22 protein-coding genes are annotated in these 16578 nt (G+C 64.4%); 8 read left to right on the top strand and 14 right to left on the bottom strand.

Annotated features, from left to right (window positions below; all coding sequences use genetic code 11):
• Positions 1–3 precede the first annotated feature (3 nt).
• The 7 genes from kynU to dksA all read right to left on the bottom strand — a co-directional run bounded on the left by kynU (position 4) and on the right by dksA (position 5626).
• The gene (gene kynU, locus GRI42_RS12305) at positions 4–1221 is read right to left on the bottom strand and encodes a kynureninase (protein ID WP_160608764.1); all 1218 of its coding nucleotides are present in this window, start codon (positions 1219–1221) and stop codon (positions 4–6) included.
• Positions 1214–1861 (bottom strand): arylformamidase, encoded by a 648-nt coding sequence (gene kynB, locus GRI42_RS12300; RefSeq protein WP_160608763.1) that lies wholly within the window; start codon positions 1859–1861, stop codon positions 1214–1216. The genes kynU and kynB overlap by 8 nt, the downstream gene beginning before the upstream one ends.
• Entirely contained in the window at positions 1858–2649 is a 792-nt protein-coding gene (locus GRI42_RS12295) for a tryptophan 2,3-dioxygenase (RefSeq protein WP_160608762.1), read from the bottom strand. Before GRI42_RS12295 ends, kynB begins: the two co-directional genes overlap by 4 nt.
• Positions 2650–2711: 62 nt before the next feature.
• Positions 2712–3083 carry a DUF4112 domain-containing protein gene (locus tag GRI42_RS12290; RefSeq protein WP_234034042.1) on the bottom strand — a complete coding sequence of 124 codons (372 nt, stop codon included), beginning with the start codon at positions 3081–3083 and terminating at the stop codon, positions 2712–2714.
• Between the two features lie 104 nt (positions 3084–3187).
• Positions 3188–4645: an ABC transporter substrate-binding protein gene (locus GRI42_RS12285; protein WP_160608760.1), complete on the bottom strand. Its 1458-nt coding sequence runs from the start codon at positions 4643–4645 to the stop codon at positions 3188–3190.
• 39 nt (positions 4646–4684) lie between these two features.
• Positions 4685–5044: a PilZ domain-containing protein gene (locus tag GRI42_RS12280; protein ID WP_160609213.1), complete on the bottom strand. Its 360-nt coding sequence runs from the start codon at positions 5042–5044 to the stop codon at positions 4685–4687.
• Positions 5045–5167: 123 nt separating this feature from the next.
• Entirely contained in the window at positions 5168–5626 is a 459-nt protein-coding gene (dksA, locus tag GRI42_RS12275) for an RNA polymerase-binding protein DksA (RefSeq protein WP_160608759.1), read from the bottom strand.
• Between the two features lie 270 nt (positions 5627–5896).
• Here dksA and GRI42_RS12270 point away from each other — a divergent pair, with 270 nt between their 5' ends.
• Positions 5897–6229, top strand: a complete 333-nt coding sequence (locus GRI42_RS12270; RefSeq protein ID WP_160608758.1) for a sel1 repeat family protein — start codon at positions 5897–5899, stop codon at positions 6227–6229.
• Positions 6230–6232: 3 nt separating this feature from the next.
• Here the strand turns inward: GRI42_RS12270 and GRI42_RS12265 are convergent, their stop codons facing one another.
• The 5 genes from GRI42_RS12265 to GRI42_RS12245 are packed head-to-tail and all read right to left on the bottom strand — an operon-like array spanning position 6233 to position 9425.
• Entirely contained in the window at positions 6233–7369 is a 1137-nt protein-coding gene (locus GRI42_RS12265) for a GNAT family N-acetyltransferase (protein ID WP_160608757.1), read from the bottom strand.
• Entirely contained in the window at positions 7366–8139 is a 774-nt protein-coding gene (locus GRI42_RS12260; RefSeq protein ID WP_160608756.1) for a glycerophosphodiester phosphodiesterase family protein, read from the bottom strand. Before GRI42_RS12260 ends, GRI42_RS12265 begins: the two co-directional genes overlap by 4 nt.
• Positions 8111–8569: a RidA family protein gene (locus tag GRI42_RS12255; RefSeq protein ID WP_160608755.1), complete on the bottom strand. Its 459-nt coding sequence runs from the start codon at positions 8567–8569 to the stop codon at positions 8111–8113. Before GRI42_RS12255 ends, GRI42_RS12260 begins: the two co-directional genes overlap by 29 nt.
• Complete coding sequence (locus GRI42_RS12250; RefSeq protein ID WP_160608754.1) at positions 8566–9195, bottom strand: HAD family hydrolase; 630 nt, start codon at positions 9193–9195, stop codon at positions 8566–8568. The genes GRI42_RS12255 and GRI42_RS12250 overlap by 4 nt, the downstream gene beginning before the upstream one ends.
• The gene (locus GRI42_RS12245) at positions 9192–9425 is read right to left on the bottom strand and encodes a DUF3572 family protein (RefSeq protein ID WP_160609212.1); all 234 of its coding nucleotides are present in this window, start codon (positions 9423–9425) and stop codon (positions 9192–9194) included. Before GRI42_RS12245 ends, GRI42_RS12250 begins: the two co-directional genes overlap by 4 nt.
• Positions 9426–9539: 114 nt before the next feature.
• Here GRI42_RS12245 and GRI42_RS12240 point away from each other — a divergent pair, with 114 nt between their 5' ends.
• The 4 genes from GRI42_RS12240 (at position 9540) to GRI42_RS12225 (ending at position 11999) form a co-directional block, all read left to right on the top strand.
• Entirely contained in the window at positions 9540–9908 is a 369-nt protein-coding gene (locus GRI42_RS12240; RefSeq protein ID WP_160608753.1) for a response regulator, read from the top strand.
• 108 nt (positions 9909–10016) lie between these two features.
• A complete protein-coding gene (locus tag GRI42_RS12235; RefSeq protein WP_160608752.1) occupies positions 10017–10259 on the top strand; it encodes an acyl carrier protein in 243 nt (80 codons plus the stop codon).
• A complete protein-coding gene (spt, locus tag GRI42_RS12230) occupies positions 10259–11509 on the top strand; it encodes a serine palmitoyltransferase (protein ID WP_160608751.1) in 1251 nt (416 codons plus the stop codon). Before GRI42_RS12235 ends, spt begins: the two co-directional genes overlap by 1 nt.
• Before the next feature lie 58 nt (positions 11510–11567).
• A complete protein-coding gene (locus tag GRI42_RS12225; protein WP_160608750.1) occupies positions 11568–11999 on the top strand; it encodes an OsmC family protein in 432 nt (143 codons plus the stop codon).
• A 52-nt stretch (positions 12000–12051) separates the two neighbouring features.
• Here GRI42_RS12225 and GRI42_RS12220 read toward each other — a convergent pair whose 3' ends face one another.
• Positions 12052–12897 (bottom strand): sterol desaturase family protein, encoded by an 846-nt coding sequence (locus tag GRI42_RS12220; RefSeq protein ID WP_160608749.1) that lies wholly within the window; start codon positions 12895–12897, stop codon positions 12052–12054.
• 59 nt (positions 12898–12956) lie between these two features.
• Here GRI42_RS12220 and GRI42_RS12215 point away from each other — a divergent pair, with 59 nt between their 5' ends.
• Positions 12957–13634, top strand: coding sequence for a Crp/Fnr family transcriptional regulator (locus tag GRI42_RS12215; RefSeq protein WP_160608748.1), 678 nt, complete (start codon positions 12957–12959; stop codon positions 13632–13634).
• Here the strand turns inward: GRI42_RS12215 and GRI42_RS12210 are convergent.
• Positions 13631–14272: a YqaA family protein gene (locus GRI42_RS12210; protein ID WP_325065333.1), complete on the bottom strand. Its 642-nt coding sequence runs from the start codon at positions 14270–14272 to the stop codon at positions 13631–13633. The two genes, GRI42_RS12215 and GRI42_RS12210, sit on opposite strands and share 4 nt — an antisense overlap.
• A gap of 215 nt (positions 14273–14487) precedes the next feature.
• Between GRI42_RS12210 and GRI42_RS12205 the strand changes: the two genes are divergently transcribed.
• Both GRI42_RS12205 and GRI42_RS12200 read left to right on the top strand, forming a co-directional pair.
• A complete protein-coding gene (locus tag GRI42_RS12205; protein WP_160608747.1) occupies positions 14488–14766 on the top strand; it encodes a hypothetical protein in 279 nt (92 codons plus the stop codon).
• Between the two features lie 602 nt (positions 14767–15368).
• Entirely contained in the window at positions 15369–16499 is a 1131-nt protein-coding gene (locus tag GRI42_RS12200) for an OmpA family protein (protein WP_170290018.1), read from the top strand.
• Positions 16500–16578: the final 79 nt, after the last annotated feature.

Raw genomic sequence — 16578 nt, 5'->3', positions numbered from 1 at the left:
CTGTCAGGTAACGGCCGCTCGTTCGCGGAACACGCTGCGCTGCCACTCGCCGGTCTCGATCACTTCGGCGAGGTGCCTCACGGCCTCGGCCATGTCTTCGAAACGCAAATAGGCAGGCGCGAACCCGAAACGCAGGATGTCGGGATCGCGGAAGTCGCCGATCACGCCGCGCGCGATCAGCGCCTGGCAGATGGCGTAGGCATCGCCGTGGCGGAAAGAGAGCTGGCTACCGCGCTGCACGGGATCTGCAGGGCTGACGAGTTCCAGCTCGACATCCGCTTCGGAAAGGCATTGGCGGAAAAATTCCGACAGCTTCTGCGACTTGGCATAAAGCCGCTCCACCCCGATTTCGGCGATGAGATCGACGCCCACTTCCAGCGCGGCGAGGCCAAGGATGCCGGGCGTGCCGCACAGCAGGCGATCGACGCCTGCAGCAGGCGTGTAGTCGTCGCTGAACTCGAACGGTTTCGCGTGCCCCATCCAGCCACTCAGCGGCTGCGCGATGGCCTCGTGATGCCGCTGAGCCACGAAGGCATAGGCCGGTGCTCCCGGACCTCCGTTCAGGTACTTGTATCCGCAGCCGACCGCGAAATCGGCCTCGCAGGCGGTGAGGTCCACCGGTAGCGCGCCGCCCGAATGCGACAGGTCCCACAGCACCAGCGCACCTGCCTCATGCGCCGCGCGCGTAAGCGCTTCCATGTCGAACAGTTGGCCAGTCTTGTAATGCGCATGCGTAAGCATGAGCAGCGCGACATTATCGTCGAGCGCCCCTGCCAATTCCTCGCGGGCGACCAGCCTACGCTGCGCCAACCCCTGCTTTTCGAGGCCTTCGATCATGTAGACGTCGGTCGGGAAATTGCCCGGCTCGCTCAGCACGGTCTTGCGCCCCGGCCGCATGGCAAGCGCGGCGGAGATGAGCTTGTAGAGGTTTACCGAGACGCTGTCGCAGGCGATGACCTCGTGCGGCTGCGCGCCGATGAGCGGGGCGATCTTCGCCCCGACGCGCTGCGGCAAGTGAATCCAGTCCGCGCTGTTCCAGCTGCGGATGAGGTCGCGCCCCCACTCGCCCCGAACGACCTGTTCCAAACGCGCCGGCGTGGCCTTGGGCAGGCAACCGAGGGAATTGCCGTCGAGGTAGATGACGCCCTCGGGCACGTCGAAACGGTGGCGGAAACTTGCCTGCGGGTCCGCCGCGTCGAGACTGCGTGCGCGCTCAAGCATCGCGAAGTTCCCTGAGGATTGCGCGGGTGAGGCCGGCATCCCCGCCGCCCACCTTGAGCGGCAGGGCAATAAGCTCGTAGCGGCCCTCAGCGACATCATCGAGCACGAGACCTTCGAGAATGCGCATGTCGTTTCTCGCCACGGCCTTGTGGGCATCCATGGTCTTGGAATCCTGCGGATCGACACTGGGTGCGTCGGTACCGACCAGCTTCACACTCTGCAGCGCGAGCCACTCGATCGTCTCGGCAGCGATGGGCTTCCAGTCGCTGCGCCATTCGTCATGCGGGAAGGCTTCCCAAGTGCGGAACAGCACCCTGTCGGCGCTGCCGAGGTGCGGCAGGTCGGCGACGTCGATCTCTCCGGAAACGCCGCGTGCATCCACCACCAAGCATTCGCCGATGAAGGGATCGAGTTCCATCCCGGCTGCGTCCAATCCGGCGGCATCATAGTGCAGCGGCGCGTCGGCATGGGTGCCCGAATGCGTGCTCATGACTATCCGGCCGACATTGACGGGCGAGCCGTCCTCCATCCGCCATGTGCGCTCGAACCCGAAGGCGGTATCGCCCGGCCAGACGGGCAGTCCGGGGCGCAGCACCTGGCTGATATCCCAGATCCGCCGCGAGCTGCGCCAGGAACTCATATCGCGGTCCTCACGCTCAGCAGCTCGGGGAAGAAGGCCTGCTGCAAGACGCCGGCGAGGTAGGGCACGCCGGGCGTACCGCCGGTGCCGGTCTTGAAGCCGATGATCCGTTCCACGGTCTTCAAATGGCCGAAGCGCCAGCGCTGGAAGTGATACTCCAGATCGACCAGCTTTTCCGCCAGCTCGTAGAGGTCCCAGTGCGCCTTCGGGTCGCGGTAGATTTCGGCCCACGCCGCCTCGACCCCGGGCGAATGCGTCCACGGCTCCCAGACATCGCGCTCCAGGACCTCGGCAGGAATGGCGAAGCCGCGCCGCGCGAGCAGGGCGACCGTTTCGGCGTAGATGCTCTTGCGACCAAGCTCGGCGCGCAGCTGCCCCGCCACCTCCGGCGTGGTCTCGTGCATCCTCACCATCGCCGGCTTCCGGCCGCCGAGGAGGAATTCCATCATCCGGTACTGCGCGCTCTGGAACCCGCTGGAAGAGCCGAGGTGCGGGCGGATCGTCGAATAGTCGTGCGGCGTCATCGTGCTCAGCACGTCCCAGCTCTGGATCAGCTGTCCCTGTGCGCGGGCGACGCGGGCGAGCATCTTGAAGGACGGACGCAGCCGGTCCTCGCGAATGCAGTCGCGCGCGGCGAACAATTCGTGCAGGCAGAGCTTGAGCCACAACTCGCTCGCCTGGTGGACGATGATGAACAGCATCTCGTCATGCGCATCCGACGAGGGGTGCTGCGCCGCCAGAATGCGGTCGAGATCGAGATAGGAGGAATAGGTCACGTCCTGCGTCATGCGCGCAGCCTTATGGCCGCAGGAACCGCCGCGCAATGGCCGCGCCCCCGACGCAGGCAAAACTACTGGTCGATGACGCGCGTCTCGGGGTGGTGGCGGTCAAGATGCTTCTTGATCGTCTTCAGGTTCTTGGTGTTCGACCGGTAGAGCACGTCGAACGCATCGCCCAGCAGCGGCACGGCGCCCACTGCCGTATCGAAGCCGATGCGGCCCATCATGTGCCACAGCTTCCACTTCGGAATGCCGAGGTTGCGCGCTTCCCACACGATATAGCTGCCCATGGCGGCAGTAATGATGTCGCCCAGCACCGGCACGAGGCCGATGATCGTGTCGAGCCCGATCCGGTAGTTCGTGCCCGGGATGACCATGCTGCGCTCGAGGATCATCTCCAGCGCTTCCACCCGGCGGCGGATGGATTGGGGGTCGTTGCCCATGGGCAGTTCGATGCCGAATGCCTGCGCAGAAGCGCGGTCGGCACGGGGCTCCTCGCGACCGGAATAGATATCGATCGGGGTCAGGCGATTGTCGTCCATGCCCTTTAGATGGGCGCGAGGGTCAGCGGGAACAAGGGATGGAAGCCCCAGGGGTTCTCCGAAAAGCCTTCGACTTCCGAACGGGTCTGGGTCCAGCGGATCGGCGCGCCGAGCGGGATGTAGAGGTTCGTCGCCGCCAGCGTGCTCTCGGCCTCGAGCAAATAGGAGGCTTCCTCCTCGGCATTGGCGGCGTCGGTGGCGAGCGAGACAAGAAAATCGACATCTTCGGAACAGATGCGCGGCGAGATGCTACAATTGAACTGGTTGAGGAACCAGCGCGGCCCCGCATAGCGCGCAACGCGGTCGCGCAGGACCATGTCGGCACGCGATTCAGCAGCGGCGCGTTCGAGCACGATCCCGACCGCCAAGAGATCCTTGGCAAGGCTGGCGAACAAGAGGTCCGAACCGGGCCCTTCGGGTAGTGCGAGGGAGACGCTCGGCGCGCTGCCGTTCGAGGCGCGCCAGCCGGCTGCCCGCTGTGCCGCGCGCGTCCTGCGCTGGTCGAGCGACAGGCCTTCCCAGCGGTCCGGCGAGGGAGCAACGCCGGGCAGGTCCGCCGGGACGATCCGTGCAGAAGCGCTCCAGCCGCCGATGCCGAGCGCGCTGGCGATGGCATTGCGGTCGATGGCCAAGGCAATCGCTTCCCGGTTCGCCGCATCCGCAAGGAAGCCGCGCTGCTGCCTGACGTCGAGGCCGAACAAACCGATCGCCGAATCGAGCCTCACCGTCGCGCGCGAAAACGTGCTCGTCGAGGCGCGCGGGAGGTCCTGTATCCGCCCGCCAAGGATGAGGTCGTAGCGGTTCTGCTGGAAGCCTTGTGCCGCCTGTTCGGCAGGCACGGTCTGGAAGCGGATCGCGCGCATTCCTTCGCCCCACTCGGGCTGCGAGGGCTGGCCGCGCAATTCGGGCGCCATCGCTTCGAGCAGCCAGGCATCGCCGTCGCGCGCCGCGCTCATCGGGCCGGTTCGGGCCGCTTCTGCCGAAATGCCGAGTTCCGGCTGGGCCAGCACCTGCAGCAGGCCGGGCATGGGGCTCTTCAGGCGGATTTCCACCACGCGCCCGGTCATGGCCCTGATCTCGGCGACCTTCTGCAGGTCGAGGCCGAGACTGGTGCCATCCAGCCGCGCGATCGTTCGCCGCAGCGAATCGCGTACCGTGGCTGCCGTCAGGCGCTCGCCATTCGGCAGGTCGAATTCAGTAATCCGGAAGATGTAGCTTTCGCCGTCATCGGTGACGATCCAGCGTTCGGCGATCCCGGGAACAACCTCGCCGGCGGCATTCAACCGGACGAGGCCCTGCTGGGTCGAAGCCCGTACCAGCTGTGCGGCCGGACCGATGCGCAGGCCTTGCTCGAAAGCATCTTCGGGTTGTCCGATGAAAGCGACGTCGAGCACACCGTCATCCTCGCGCCCCGAACAGGCGGCAAGGACCAGCACGGCAAGGGTGAGAACGACGCGGCGCATTGCGCTGGGTTAGCAGCGCACCGCCGTCGTGCAAGGCAATCAGAGCTTGCGGAGCTGCGAAGGGTCGCGCTGGTAAAAGCCGATCGGCCGCGTATGGCGCGGCGCGACACTTTCCGAGACGGCCATCACCGCACGGGCGGCCTTGGCGTCGATCTCTTCCTCGAAGGCGATGCCGAAGCGGTTGCCCTGCGTCCACGCGACGACGCCGCGCACCGGCTTGGTGTTGCGCAGTTCGACCGTAACGCGGTCCCCGCGGGACAGGGGCAGCAGCCCTTCCGCCATCATGCCGCCGTCCGACAAATTGCGCACCTTGACCCTGACCGCCTCGCCAGCCGGACCGGCGTGCAGGGTTGCAGTCAGGAAGAGACTGTCACGGTTCAGGTTTCGCGTGTCTATCATCGACAAGGGAGTGGGCTCCGAACAGCTTTGCGCGCCGACCCGAAAACCGGGTGCGCTGCCGCCGAAACTAGCGATTTACCGATGAAGAAATGGTTACCCGCGCAGCAAGATTTCCGAGGGAAATCAATCGTCGCGCGAGATCTTTTCCTTGCGTTCGTGCGCGGTCTGCGCCTCGACAGTCATCGTTGCCACCGGACGGGCGATGAGACGGCGCAGGCCGATCGGATCGCCGGTGACCTCGCAATAGCCGTATTCGCCCTGGTCGATGCGGCGCAGCGCAGCGTCGATCTTGGCGATGAGCTTGCGCTGGCGGTCGCGGGTGCGCAGTTCGATGCCCCAGTCGGTTTCCGACGATGCGCGGTCGTTGAGATCGGGTTCGCGGATCGGGCCGTCCTGCAGGTGCTGGAGAGTGAGACCGGCCGCGTCGTGGATCGACTTCTTCCAGTCGAGCAGGAGCATACGGAAGTAATCGAGCTGCTGGTCGCTCATATATTCTTCGTCGTCGGACGGAACATAGTCCGGAGCGACAGCCGCCTTTGCCTTGGCGAGCTTGTCGGAAACACTCGAAGCCGAAGTGGCCATTGACCTCGTAATCCTTCTACCCATCGGAACGGATGCCGCGTCGCCCTGCTGGTCCGGATCTTTCCGGTACCTCGCCGCCTGTTCGATGGCGCGGCCTATAGGTCGCACGACTTTCCGGCACAAGGCGCAATCCCAATCCTTTCACCGACCTGTGACAAATGGACCGCATTGGCGGCGAGGTAACGAAAACCGCGTTAACCTTTTATTGACCATAACAGGCGAGGACTGTCCTCACCCGGCGGGGGGCCGGGCCAATGGGGGAAGTTCGAAATGACCGTACTGACGAGCATCGAAGGGGGCGCCGGCCGCATCGACCAGACCGGTGAAGGCGAAGCGACCATCGCGGAATATCTGGGTGCCTTTGCCAAGGGTAGCATCGACGCGCTCTACGACCTGGGCGTTGCCTTCTCGACCGGCAGCCACGGCGTGGCCTGCGACATGATCGAGGCGCACAAGTGGTTCAACATCGCCGCATCCAAGGGTCACGAGGAAGCTGCCTGGTGCCGCGCCGATATTTCGGACGAAATGACCGCCCGCGAAATTTCCGAAGCCCAGCGTCGTGCTCGCCAGTGGCTGTGCGAAGGCGAACGCCGCGTCGCCTGACCCCTACCCGCCGCGCCTGAAAGGGGTGCGGCGCGCGAGGTAGTTGCGATCGGCCGCCACTCCGGCGCGTTCGCGTGTCAGGAAATCGGCCACTGCCTCGCGAAAACCCGGATCGGCGATCCAGTGCGCCGATACCGTTTCGACAGGTTCATATCCGCGGGCCAGCTTGTGCCCGCCCTGCGCTCCGGCTTCGACCCGGTCGAGGCCGAGTTCGATGGCGACATCGATGGCCTGGTAATAGCACAGCTCGAAATGCAGGAAACGCACGTCCTTCGTGCAGCCCCAGTAGCGCCCGTAGAGCGCATCCCCCCCGATGAAACTGAGCGCGCCGGCAATCGGCAGCCCGTCTTCCAGCGCAAGGACGAGCAGCAGCTTCTCGCCCATCCGCTTGTGGAACAGGTCGAAGGCCTCCCGCGTCAAATAGGGCCGGCCCCATTTGCGCGCGCCGGTGTCCTGGTAGAAGACCCAGAAGGCGTCCCAGTGTTCGGGCCGGATATCCTCGCCCCGCAGCTTCACGATTTCCAGCCCTTCCTGCGCCGCTGCCCGCTCCTTGCGCAAATCCTTGCGCTTGCGCGAGGTGAGCGTGGCGAGGAAATCGTCGAATCCTGCAAACCCGCGATTGTGCCAGTGGAACTGCAGGTCCTTGCGGACCAGCCAGCCGGCCTTTTCGAACAGGGCGACCTGCGCCGGTTCGATGAAGGTCGCATGCGCGCTCGAAAAGCCGTTCTGCAGGCACAATTGCTCGGCTGCTTTCAGCATGGGTGCGGCAAGGCTCTCGTCCGACAGCAGCAGGCGCGGGCCCGTCGCCGGCGTGAAGGGCGCGGCAATCTGGAGCTTGGGGTAATACTGCCCCCCTGCCCGCTCGTAGGCATCGCCCCAGGCATGGTCGAAGACATATTCGCCCTGGCTATGGCTCTTCAGATAGGCAGGCATGGCAGCGAGCGGCGGGCCGCCCGCCGAGGATATGACCAGCGGCGCGCTCTGCCAGCCGGTACCGGGTCCGACACTGCCCGAATCCTCCAGCGCGGTGAGGAATTCGTGCGATACGAAAGGATTGTCACCGGCGAGCGCGTTCCAGGCATCGCGGTCGATCGCGCCGACCGATCCCGCCACCCTTGCCGCCAGGTCGCCCTCGCTCACGCCAGCCCCGCTCCTTCCGCGATCAGGGCATCGGCATGGGCTTGGCCGACCGCGCGGCTCTCGGGCGAGTTCACTGTCCAGGTGAGGACCGGCATCCCGCGCGCCTTCAGTGCCGCGACCATCGGGTTCGGCAAGGCTGCGACGTGGTAGGCGATGAATTCGGGGCGCGCCGCCCACAGCGCGAGATGGCGACTGGCCGCCGACTGGGTGTAACCGCGCTCGTCCTCGCGCATGACGAGGCCGCGCACCGTTTGCGGGTTATGCCTGGCGAACCAGCGCGAGACGCGCGGATCGAAGCTCATCACACCGTGGAGTCCGGCATAGCCTTCCAGCGCATCGGCCACCCGCCGACAGGTTAGCTCGACATCATAGCCGCGCCGCGACTTGATCTCGATCAGCAGCGGCACCCGGCCCGCGACCATCGCCAGCAGCTCGGGCAGGTCCATCGGCCGGTCCTCGCTTTCGAGATAGGCCAGCTCGCGCCATTCTTCGCGGGTCAGCGCTTCCGTCTTCTCCGGTCGCCCGACCAGCCGGGCGAAATCCCAGTCATGGAAGACCATCGGCCAGTCGTCGGCGCTGCGCTGGATATCGCATTCGAGCCCGAGGCCCGCTTCCACCGCGGCGCGGAAGGCGCTCGGCCCGTTTTCTATCCGGCCCGGCCCGTGAAGGCCGCGATGGGCATAGGTCCATGTCCGCAGCCACCCGACCCGCTCGGGGTCGGGTGCCGGAACGACCAGCCGGTCAATGAGGGCGAAGGGCGACAATCGCATCGACCTCGACCGCGGCATCGAGCGGGAGGACCGGCACGCCGACCGCGCTGCGCGCGTGCTTGCCGGCATCGCCGAACACCTCGGCCATCAAATCGCTGCAGCCGTTCACGACCTTGGGCTGGTCGGTGAAATCGGGCGTGCTGGCAACGAAGCCGCCCAGCTTGACCACCTGTTCCACTTGTTCGAGCAGCCCGGCTGCCTTGAGCTGGGCAAGGATCATCAGTCCGCAGGCGCGCGCGGCCTGCTGGCCGGTTTCGAGCGAGACGTCCGCGCCCAGCTTGCCGGTGACGAGCTGGCCGTCGACGAAGGGCAGCTGGCCCGAAAGGAAGGCCATGTTCCCGGTGACGACCACTGCCTGGTAGCTGGCGACCGGTGCCGCGGCCTGCGGCAGGATGATGCCCAGTTCGGCCAGTTTCGCTTCGATGCTCATGCTTCTTCCCTCTCCAGTTCGCCCATCAGCCAGGGCAGCGCCTCTTCCCAGCAGTCGATGCGGGCATCGGCATGGCCGGAGGTGTGGGCGCAGTCGATATGCGGGGCAAGCATCGGCTCGCCGCACAGGTGTAGCGTCGTGATCGACCCGATCGTCTCGCGCGCGGAGCGGTGGTGCTGCGCAAGGTCGTCGATGAAGATCGCCTTGGTCGGATTGTATTCGTCAAGGATGCGCTGCAGCGCCGGGCCCTTGGGGCCCTGGTTGGTGAAGACCCGCGCGGCAAGGCCGTGATCGGCCAGCTGCTCGGTCCGCATCTGCTGGCGCTTGTCGACAAGGTTGGTCAGCACCACCACGTCGGCTTTCTCGCCCAGCGTGTTGATGCCCTCGATCGCACCGGGAATGGGCGACTGGCGGTGCATTTCGGTATCGAAGAAGCGGCCCAGCATGTGCCAGATTTCTTCCGGCGCGAGATATTCGCCGTTTTCCTGCCAGCGCAGCGCCTTGGAAAAATCATTCGTGCCCATGTGGAAGTCGACGCCCTGCGTTTCGTCCAGCCAGTCGCGGAAGGGCGACACCATGTAGAGCAGGACTTCGTCGCAATCGGTGATGATCAGCGGGCGGCTCATTGTGACAGGCTCCTGTGGGCAGCGACCAGCGCTTCGGGCGTGGTGCCCAGCGCATCGGCTGCCGAGATAAGGTCGGGTTCGTGATTTGCGAGGAATTCGAGCACGGCGGCCTGCACTTCGCGTTCGGCGATGCCGTGGCGAAGGCGTTCGGGCGTCAGGCCGGTCAGCGACAACAGGCGCTCTGCCCGGCGCTCGTCGACCAGCGCCCAGCCCAGCGCTTCCAGCGCCAGCACTTCCGGCGCGCGCGTTTCGTCAGCTTTGTCCGATGCAGGAATTGTCAGCCCTTTCGCTTGTCCCTATGCCGCCTGCCGGTACTTGCGCCATTCGCAGGAGACGGCAGGCCCGTGGCAAGAAGAATCCTCGTTGTCGAGGACAACGATCTCAATCGTAAGTTGTTCTGTGACGTGCTCAAGGCAAACGGGCACGAAGTCGTTCCCGTGGCCGACGGCAACAACGTGCTGGCGACGGCGCGCAAGTTCTCGCCCGACCTCGTCATCATGGACATCCAGCTGCCCGGGGTGAGCGGGGTCGACCTGATCGCCGAAATCAAGCGCGACGGCGAACTGGCGAAAGTGCCCGTGCTGGCCGTGACCGCCTATGCAGGCAAGGGCGACGAGGAGCGGATTCGCGGTGCCGGGGCAGAGGATTACCTCGCCAAGCCGGTGTCGATCGGCCCCTTCATGGCCGCCGTGCGCCGCCTGGTCGGCGAATAGGAACGCGCCGCCGCGCTTGACAAAACCCTGCGGAAACCGCTTTGCCGCGCCAATGGTCATGAACCGCAACAGCTGCGGCTCGCCACGCATTACAAGGACAGGACCTTCATGGACCGAGCGGAAGTCGACGCGAAGATTCGCGAGATCGCCGAACCCTTCAACAAGAAGGGAGTCAACATCACCGAAGACACGAGCTTCCAGAACGACCTGGAGTTCGACAGCCTGACGGTCATGGATTTCGTTGCCGAGATCGAGGACGAGTTCGACATCATCATCTCGATGAACCAGCAGGCCGAGATCGAAACCTACGGCCAGCTCGTCGATGCCGTGAACAAGATGCAGGCCGACTGATGAGCGAGGGCATCTCCCAGCCGGACCAGCCGATTGAGCGCGAGGGCGAAGGCAAGGACCTGTTCTCCAAGTTCGACGACATCATCGCCATGCGCCAAGGCCTGCTCGACAGCGGTGTCGAGGATCCCTTCAACCTGGTGATGGAAAAGGTCCTCTCGCCGACCCGCGCGATCTGCAACGGGCGCGAGACGATCCTGCTCGGCACCTACAATTACATGGGCATGACCTTCGACCCCGACGTGGTCGAGGCGGGCAAACAGGCGCTGACCGATTTCGGTGCGGGCACCACCGGCAGCCGCGTGCTCAATGGCACCTACCAAGGTCACAAGGACGTCGAGGAAGCGCTCAAGGACTTCTACGACATGGACCACGCGATGGTCTTCTCGACCGGCTACCAGGCCAATCTCGGGATCATCAGCACCATTGCGGGCAAGGGCGACTACATCGTCCTCGACATCGACAGCCATGCCAGCATCTGGGACGGCTGCGCGATGGGCAATGCCGAAGTCGTGCCCTTCAAGCACAATGACATCGAAGCGATGGAAAAGCGCCTCAAGCGCATTCCCGAAGGCGCCGGCAAGCTGGTCATCCTCGAAGGCGTCTACTCGATGCTGGGCGATGTCGCGCCGCTGAAGGAAATGGTCGCGGTCGCCAAGAAATATGGCGCCATGGTGCTGGTCGACGAAGCGCACTCGATGGGCTTCATCGGCGAACACGGGCGCGGCGTGTGCGAAGCGGCCGGCGTGATCGACGATTGCGATTTCATCATCGGCACTTTCTCCAAGAGCGTGGGCACGGTGGGCGGCTTCTGCGTCTCCAACCATCCCAAGTTCGAGATCATGCGCCTGGTGTGCCGCCCCTATGTCTTCACCGCTTCGCTCCCGCCGAGCGTGGTGGCGACCGCCTGCACCTCGATCCGCAAGCTGATGCACGGATCGAACAAGCGCGCGCATCTCTGGGAAAATTCCAAGGCGCTGCACAAGGGCCTGAAGGACCTGGGCTTCCAGCTCGGGACCGAGGAACCGCAAAGCGCGATCATCGCGGTGATCATGCCCGACCTCCAGCAGGGCGCGGCCATGTGGGAAGCGCTGATCAAGAACGGGCTTTACGTGAACCTCGCGCGTCCGCCGGCAACGCCTGCCAACATGACGCTGCTGCGCTGCTCGCTGTGTGCCGAACACAGCGAGGAAGAGGTCGGTCAGATCCTCGATATCTTCGAGAAGTCGGGCAAGGCCGTCGGCATCATCTGACCAGCCGGGAACGGCAGGTCCGGCCATCCGTCTCATCGGTGCAAAGGAGATTGAACCGATGAAGACGACCAATAGCGGCAGCGCGACCTACGAAGGCCTCGGCAAGGACGGCAAAGGCCATGTCTCGACCGGCTCGGGCGCGCTGTCGGACCAGCCCTACGGCTTCAACACGCGCTTCGAGGATGCAGCCGGGACAAACCCGGAAGAGCTGGTGGCCGCAGCCCATGCCAGCTGCTTCACCATGGCGCTCTCGTTCAAGCTGGCCGAAGCCGGCTTCAGCGACGGCAAGGTCGAAACCGAAGCGAAGGTGACGCTGGAAAAGCTCGACGGCGGCTTCACCGTGACCCGCTCGGCCCTGTCCACGAAGGGATCGGTCCCGGGCATGGACCAGGCGAAGTTCGAGGAACTGGCCGCCGATGCCAAGGCGAACTGCCCGATCTCGCGCCTGCTGAACTGCGAGATCACGCTGGAAACCGCCTTCGAAGGCTAAAGGGAAATGGAAAGACCGGCCGGAGGGTCGCGAAAACCGGCCGGCCTTTCCGTCAGGCGACCTTTGCGGTCGTCCCCTCTCCAACCGGTTCGTCCATCACCTTGTTCTCCGGGAAGATCGGCCACAGCAATTGCTGGCCGAGCGTGGCGGGTGCGAGATTCTCGACCCCGTAGCTTACCGGGAAGGTGCGGGTGATCTTGGCCGTGCCGAACAGCACGTCCCAGAAGAACAGCAGGTTTCCGTAATTGCCCTTGTAGTGGACCGCCGGATCGTCCGCATGGCGGCCGTGATGGGCGTGGTGCGTCGCGGGCGTCGAAATGGTGCGCTCCACCACCCACATGACGGGCGACAGCCATTTCTTCGCATAAAGTGGCTCGTCCCAGGCGACGTCCGAATGCGCGCCGGTGATGACCAGCAGCTTCACCACGATGTAGCCCGCATAGACCCAGCCGAGGCCGAGCCAGATCAGCACGCCCGACATCCAGAGGCTGGGCATCATGGCGTAGTAGATGATGTTGTTCCGGTAGACGAGCCGCACGCTCATGTAGCGCGCGTTGTGATGCGCGCGGTGGAGATTGTAGAGCCACGGCGTCGAATGGCTCGCGCGGTGCCACCAGTATTGGAGCATGTCGTCGAGCACGAGGAACAGCGCGATCGCGGCGAAGATGTTGAGGCCCGACAGGGCGCCGGCATATTGCGGCGCGACCATGTCGGCGATCTTGCCCGCCAGCAGCAGCACGGTCGGTTGGGTCACGGCGAGCAGCATGGTCATGCTGATGGCCTCGACGATCCCGTCGTCGCGCGACTGCTCTTCTTTCGAGAACAGGTTGGAGCGCCACAGCTCCAGCAGCGCGAAACCGAGATAGATCGCCACGATGGCGATGGTCGATGCAGGCATGTGTCCTCTCCCCGGACAAACTTGTCGATTCGCTGTCTAGCGTTTACCGAGGCGCAAGAATGTCCAATATTTTACATTCTCGCACGACTCGGCGCTCGCTGGTGACACCCATGCTGTTCACCGCGCTCGATCCGTCGCTCCAGGCGCATTTGCGCAGTGGCGGCGTGGACCGGGAATTCGCCGACGGGCAGCTTATCCAGCAGCGCGGGACGCAGGCCGACGGCTTCTGGCTGATCGAGGAAGGCTCGGTCATGGTCGGCCAGTTCCTGCCCGATGGCGAGTTCCGTGCTGTGGCCCTGCTGGGGCCAGGCGATTCCTATGGCGAGCTGGCGGTGTTCTCCGGCCGCCCGCGCATCGTCGATGCCGTGTCGCGCGGGACCAGCCGCATCCGCTTCATCGCGGCGCGCCGGTTCCTCGATGCGCTGGGCAATTACCCGGCATCGAGCAAGGCCCTGCTCGGCGCATTGTCGGCGCAGCTCCAGGACGTACTCGCAATCCTTGCCAGCGTGCGGCGCGGGACCAACCCTGCCCGCCTTGCCGAACTGCTTGCCAACATGGCGGGAGAGGACGGGACAGTGGCGATCACCCAGCAGGAGCTGGCCGACCTCCTCGGCGTGACACGGGCGACCGCCCATGCGGCCCTGCGCGAGTTGCAGGCGAAGCGGCTGGTGGAACGCGGCTACGGCCGCATCAGGGTGCCCGACCGCGAGCGGCTCGCCGCCTATGCGCTGGCCTAGACGCCCGCCTCGATAGCCGGAGCGTTGGCGCAGACGTCGTCGCTGCCTTCATCGCTGCTGCCGAACTGGGCGAGCACCAGCACGCCGCCTACCACCAGCACGACGAACAGCGTGGTCAGCAGGCCGAGGTACTTGTCGATCAACCGCTTGATCGGCGCACCGAAGACGCGGAACAGGATGCCGACCGTCATGAAGATGAGCGCTCGGGCGAACAAGCTCGACAGCACGAAAGTGACGAGGTTCATGCCCACGAAGCCGGCAGTGATCGTCAGCAGCTTGAACGGGACAGGCGTGGCGCCGGCGATCAGGATCGCCTCGAAGTCGTATTCGCGTAAATGGCAGGCGGCGACCGGGAAGGCTTCGCTGAGGCCGAGACTGGAGATCAGCCACACGCCGACCGTGTCGTAAAGGCCCCAGCCGATCGCATAGCCGAGCAGCGCGCCCGCAACCGACGACAGCGTCGCGACAGCAGCGAACTTCACCGCCTTCTTCGGTTCGGCGAGGCACATGAGGCCCAAGAGCGGGTGCGGCGGGATCGGGAAGAAGGAGGATTCGATGAAGCAGAAAAATGCCAGCCACCACACCGCATGCGGGTGCGCGGCCTTGTCCATCGTCCAGTTGTAGAGGCTGCGCAGCACTGGTGTGACCCTTCCCGTTCGAAGCGCGGCAATTAGGCGAGCCTCGCTGCGTAGGCAAGCGCTTCGCGATAACCTATTTGGTTCTTCTTGGTTGACATCGTAACGCTATTTGGCTAGACAAATGGAACATCGCGATAGTGTGATTCGAACGGGCGGGGCCTCACGGGCCACCGCCCTTTTTCGTGTCCGGCGTCGCTTTTTCACCGGAGGAGCGCATGGCGAAGAAGAACTGGGAGAGGATTTTCATCAACGCGCTGGCCGAAACCTCGAACGTGAAGGCAGCCTGCGAACTGGCCGGCGTTAGCCAGAGCCTGGTCTACAAGACCCGCCGCGAGAAAGCCGAATTCGCCCGCCAGTGGTATGCGGCGCTCGCAGAGGGATACGACAATGTGGAAATGGAGCTGCTCTCCCGCCTGCGCGAAGGGCGGCTCGAGGACTTCGATGAGGACGGCAACAAGCGCAAGTTCGACATCGGCACCGCCTTCCGCGCCTGATCGCGCACCGCGACACGGTGGCCAGCAGGCGACTGTTTGTGATGGAACGCCGCAGCTACGAAAAAAGAAGAACTTGATTCAGTAATTTGGGATTAGATGGTCTTGCATCGCAGTGCCCAAGGAGGCTCAAGTTGACGTCGCCCCGATGGGTTACTGCCGTATGACCAAAGGCTGCTTGAACTTGTCATTCACCTTGGACGAGGCCGCTAGCGGCATGCAGGACCGCCCGACGCGACGTTCCTAAGCGACAAAAGCGCCTCCCCGTCGCTTTGTCTACACCAGCAATTGGACCGGCCGTATATTTAAGCCGGGGCCACCCCAACAGGAAGCGACATCGACGCCGAGGCTCGTACTGCCATCGGCGAGGTTGTAGCCATTTTGCGACAGTTCGGCCTATTCGTCTGATTTGTCGGAACTAGTTTCGGGCGGTCACGTTAAAGCCGCGTGCTGGACGGGGAAACCCGCCGGACAGCCCAATAATCTGACGGGAATCGCGACATTCTTGCAACAGTTCCCGTTCAATGGCCGCTTGCCACCTTGCTGAGGGAAAGTTAGATAAGTTTCACTCGGTGGCTTAAATTCGCAAAAAGGGGAAATAAATAATGCGGAATTTCGTCCTAGGAATGGCGATGGCCTCTACGGCCCTTGCATCGCCTGCCCTCGCACGAGATAACTCGTGGTACATCGGCGCCGAATTCGGCCCGATGCTCGCGGAAGATCTCGATCTCGCAATTCGTGATGCCGATGGCAATGAAACCGGCATCGTCAGCGTCGACACCGACTACGGTTTCGATGGCGGCGGCTATGTCGGCTACGACTTCGGTGCGTTCCGCCTCGAAGCCGAAGCCAGCTATCGCGACGCCAACCTCGACACCCTCACCGTTCCCGCAAGCGGCATCGCTTTCGGCACCGGCGGTGTTGCAGCTGCAGGCGACTACGAAGGTACCGGTGGTATCAACGCGCTGAGCTTCATGCTCAACGGCCTGTTCGACTTCGGCTCGGATGACGGCCTCCAGTTCTATGCTGGTGCCGGTATCGGTGTCGCTCGTACGAGCGTCGAAGCCCGCATCAACGACGCTGGCAGCCCGTCGATCGACGACTCCAGCACCGACCTTGCATGGCAGCTCATCGCCGGCATCAACGCTCCGCTGAGCGACAGTGTCGACGTCGGCCTGCGTTATCGCATGTTCACCGCTGAAGACGTTGAAGTCGTCGACCTTGGCGGTCGTTCGCTCGACGAAAAGTGGCGCACGCACTCGCTCATGGGCACGCTGACCTACAACTTCGGTGCTCCGACTCCGCCGCCGCCGCCGCCGCCGCCGCCGCCGCCGCCTCCCCCGCCGCCGCCGCCGCCGCCGCCGCCGCCGCCGCCGGCTCCGGTGTGCCAGCAGGGCCCGTACATCGTCTTCTTCAACTGGGACGAGTCGGACATCACTCCGGAAGCAGCGACGATCCTCGACAACGCGGTTTCGGCTTACGCCAACTGCGGCATGGCTTCGGTCATGCTCGCTGGCCACACCGACACCTCGGGTTCGGCCCAGTACAACATGGGCCTGGCAGAGCGTCGTAACTCGTCGGTTCGCGACTACCTGACCGCCCGCGGCATCCCCGATGGCCGGATCAGCAGCGAAGCCTTCGGCGAAACGCAGCTTCGCGTTCCGACCGCAGACGGCGTCCGCGAACTCCAGAACCGTCGTGTGGAAGTCACCTACGGTCCGGGTTCGGGCATGTAATTCTACCCTTCAAGGTAGAAACAGGATTAGGGGCCGGAGCAATCCGGCCCCTTTTTCGTTGGGCCTTGCAGAAGCACGA

The sequence above is a fragment of the Qipengyuania gaetbuli genome (assembly GCF_009827315.1).
Taxonomy (GTDB): domain Bacteria; phylum Pseudomonadota; class Alphaproteobacteria; order Sphingomonadales; family Sphingomonadaceae; genus Qipengyuania; species Qipengyuania gaetbuli.
Note: the sequence above shows the minus strand (reverse complement) of the source record. Positions and strands in the feature narration are given on the sequence as shown.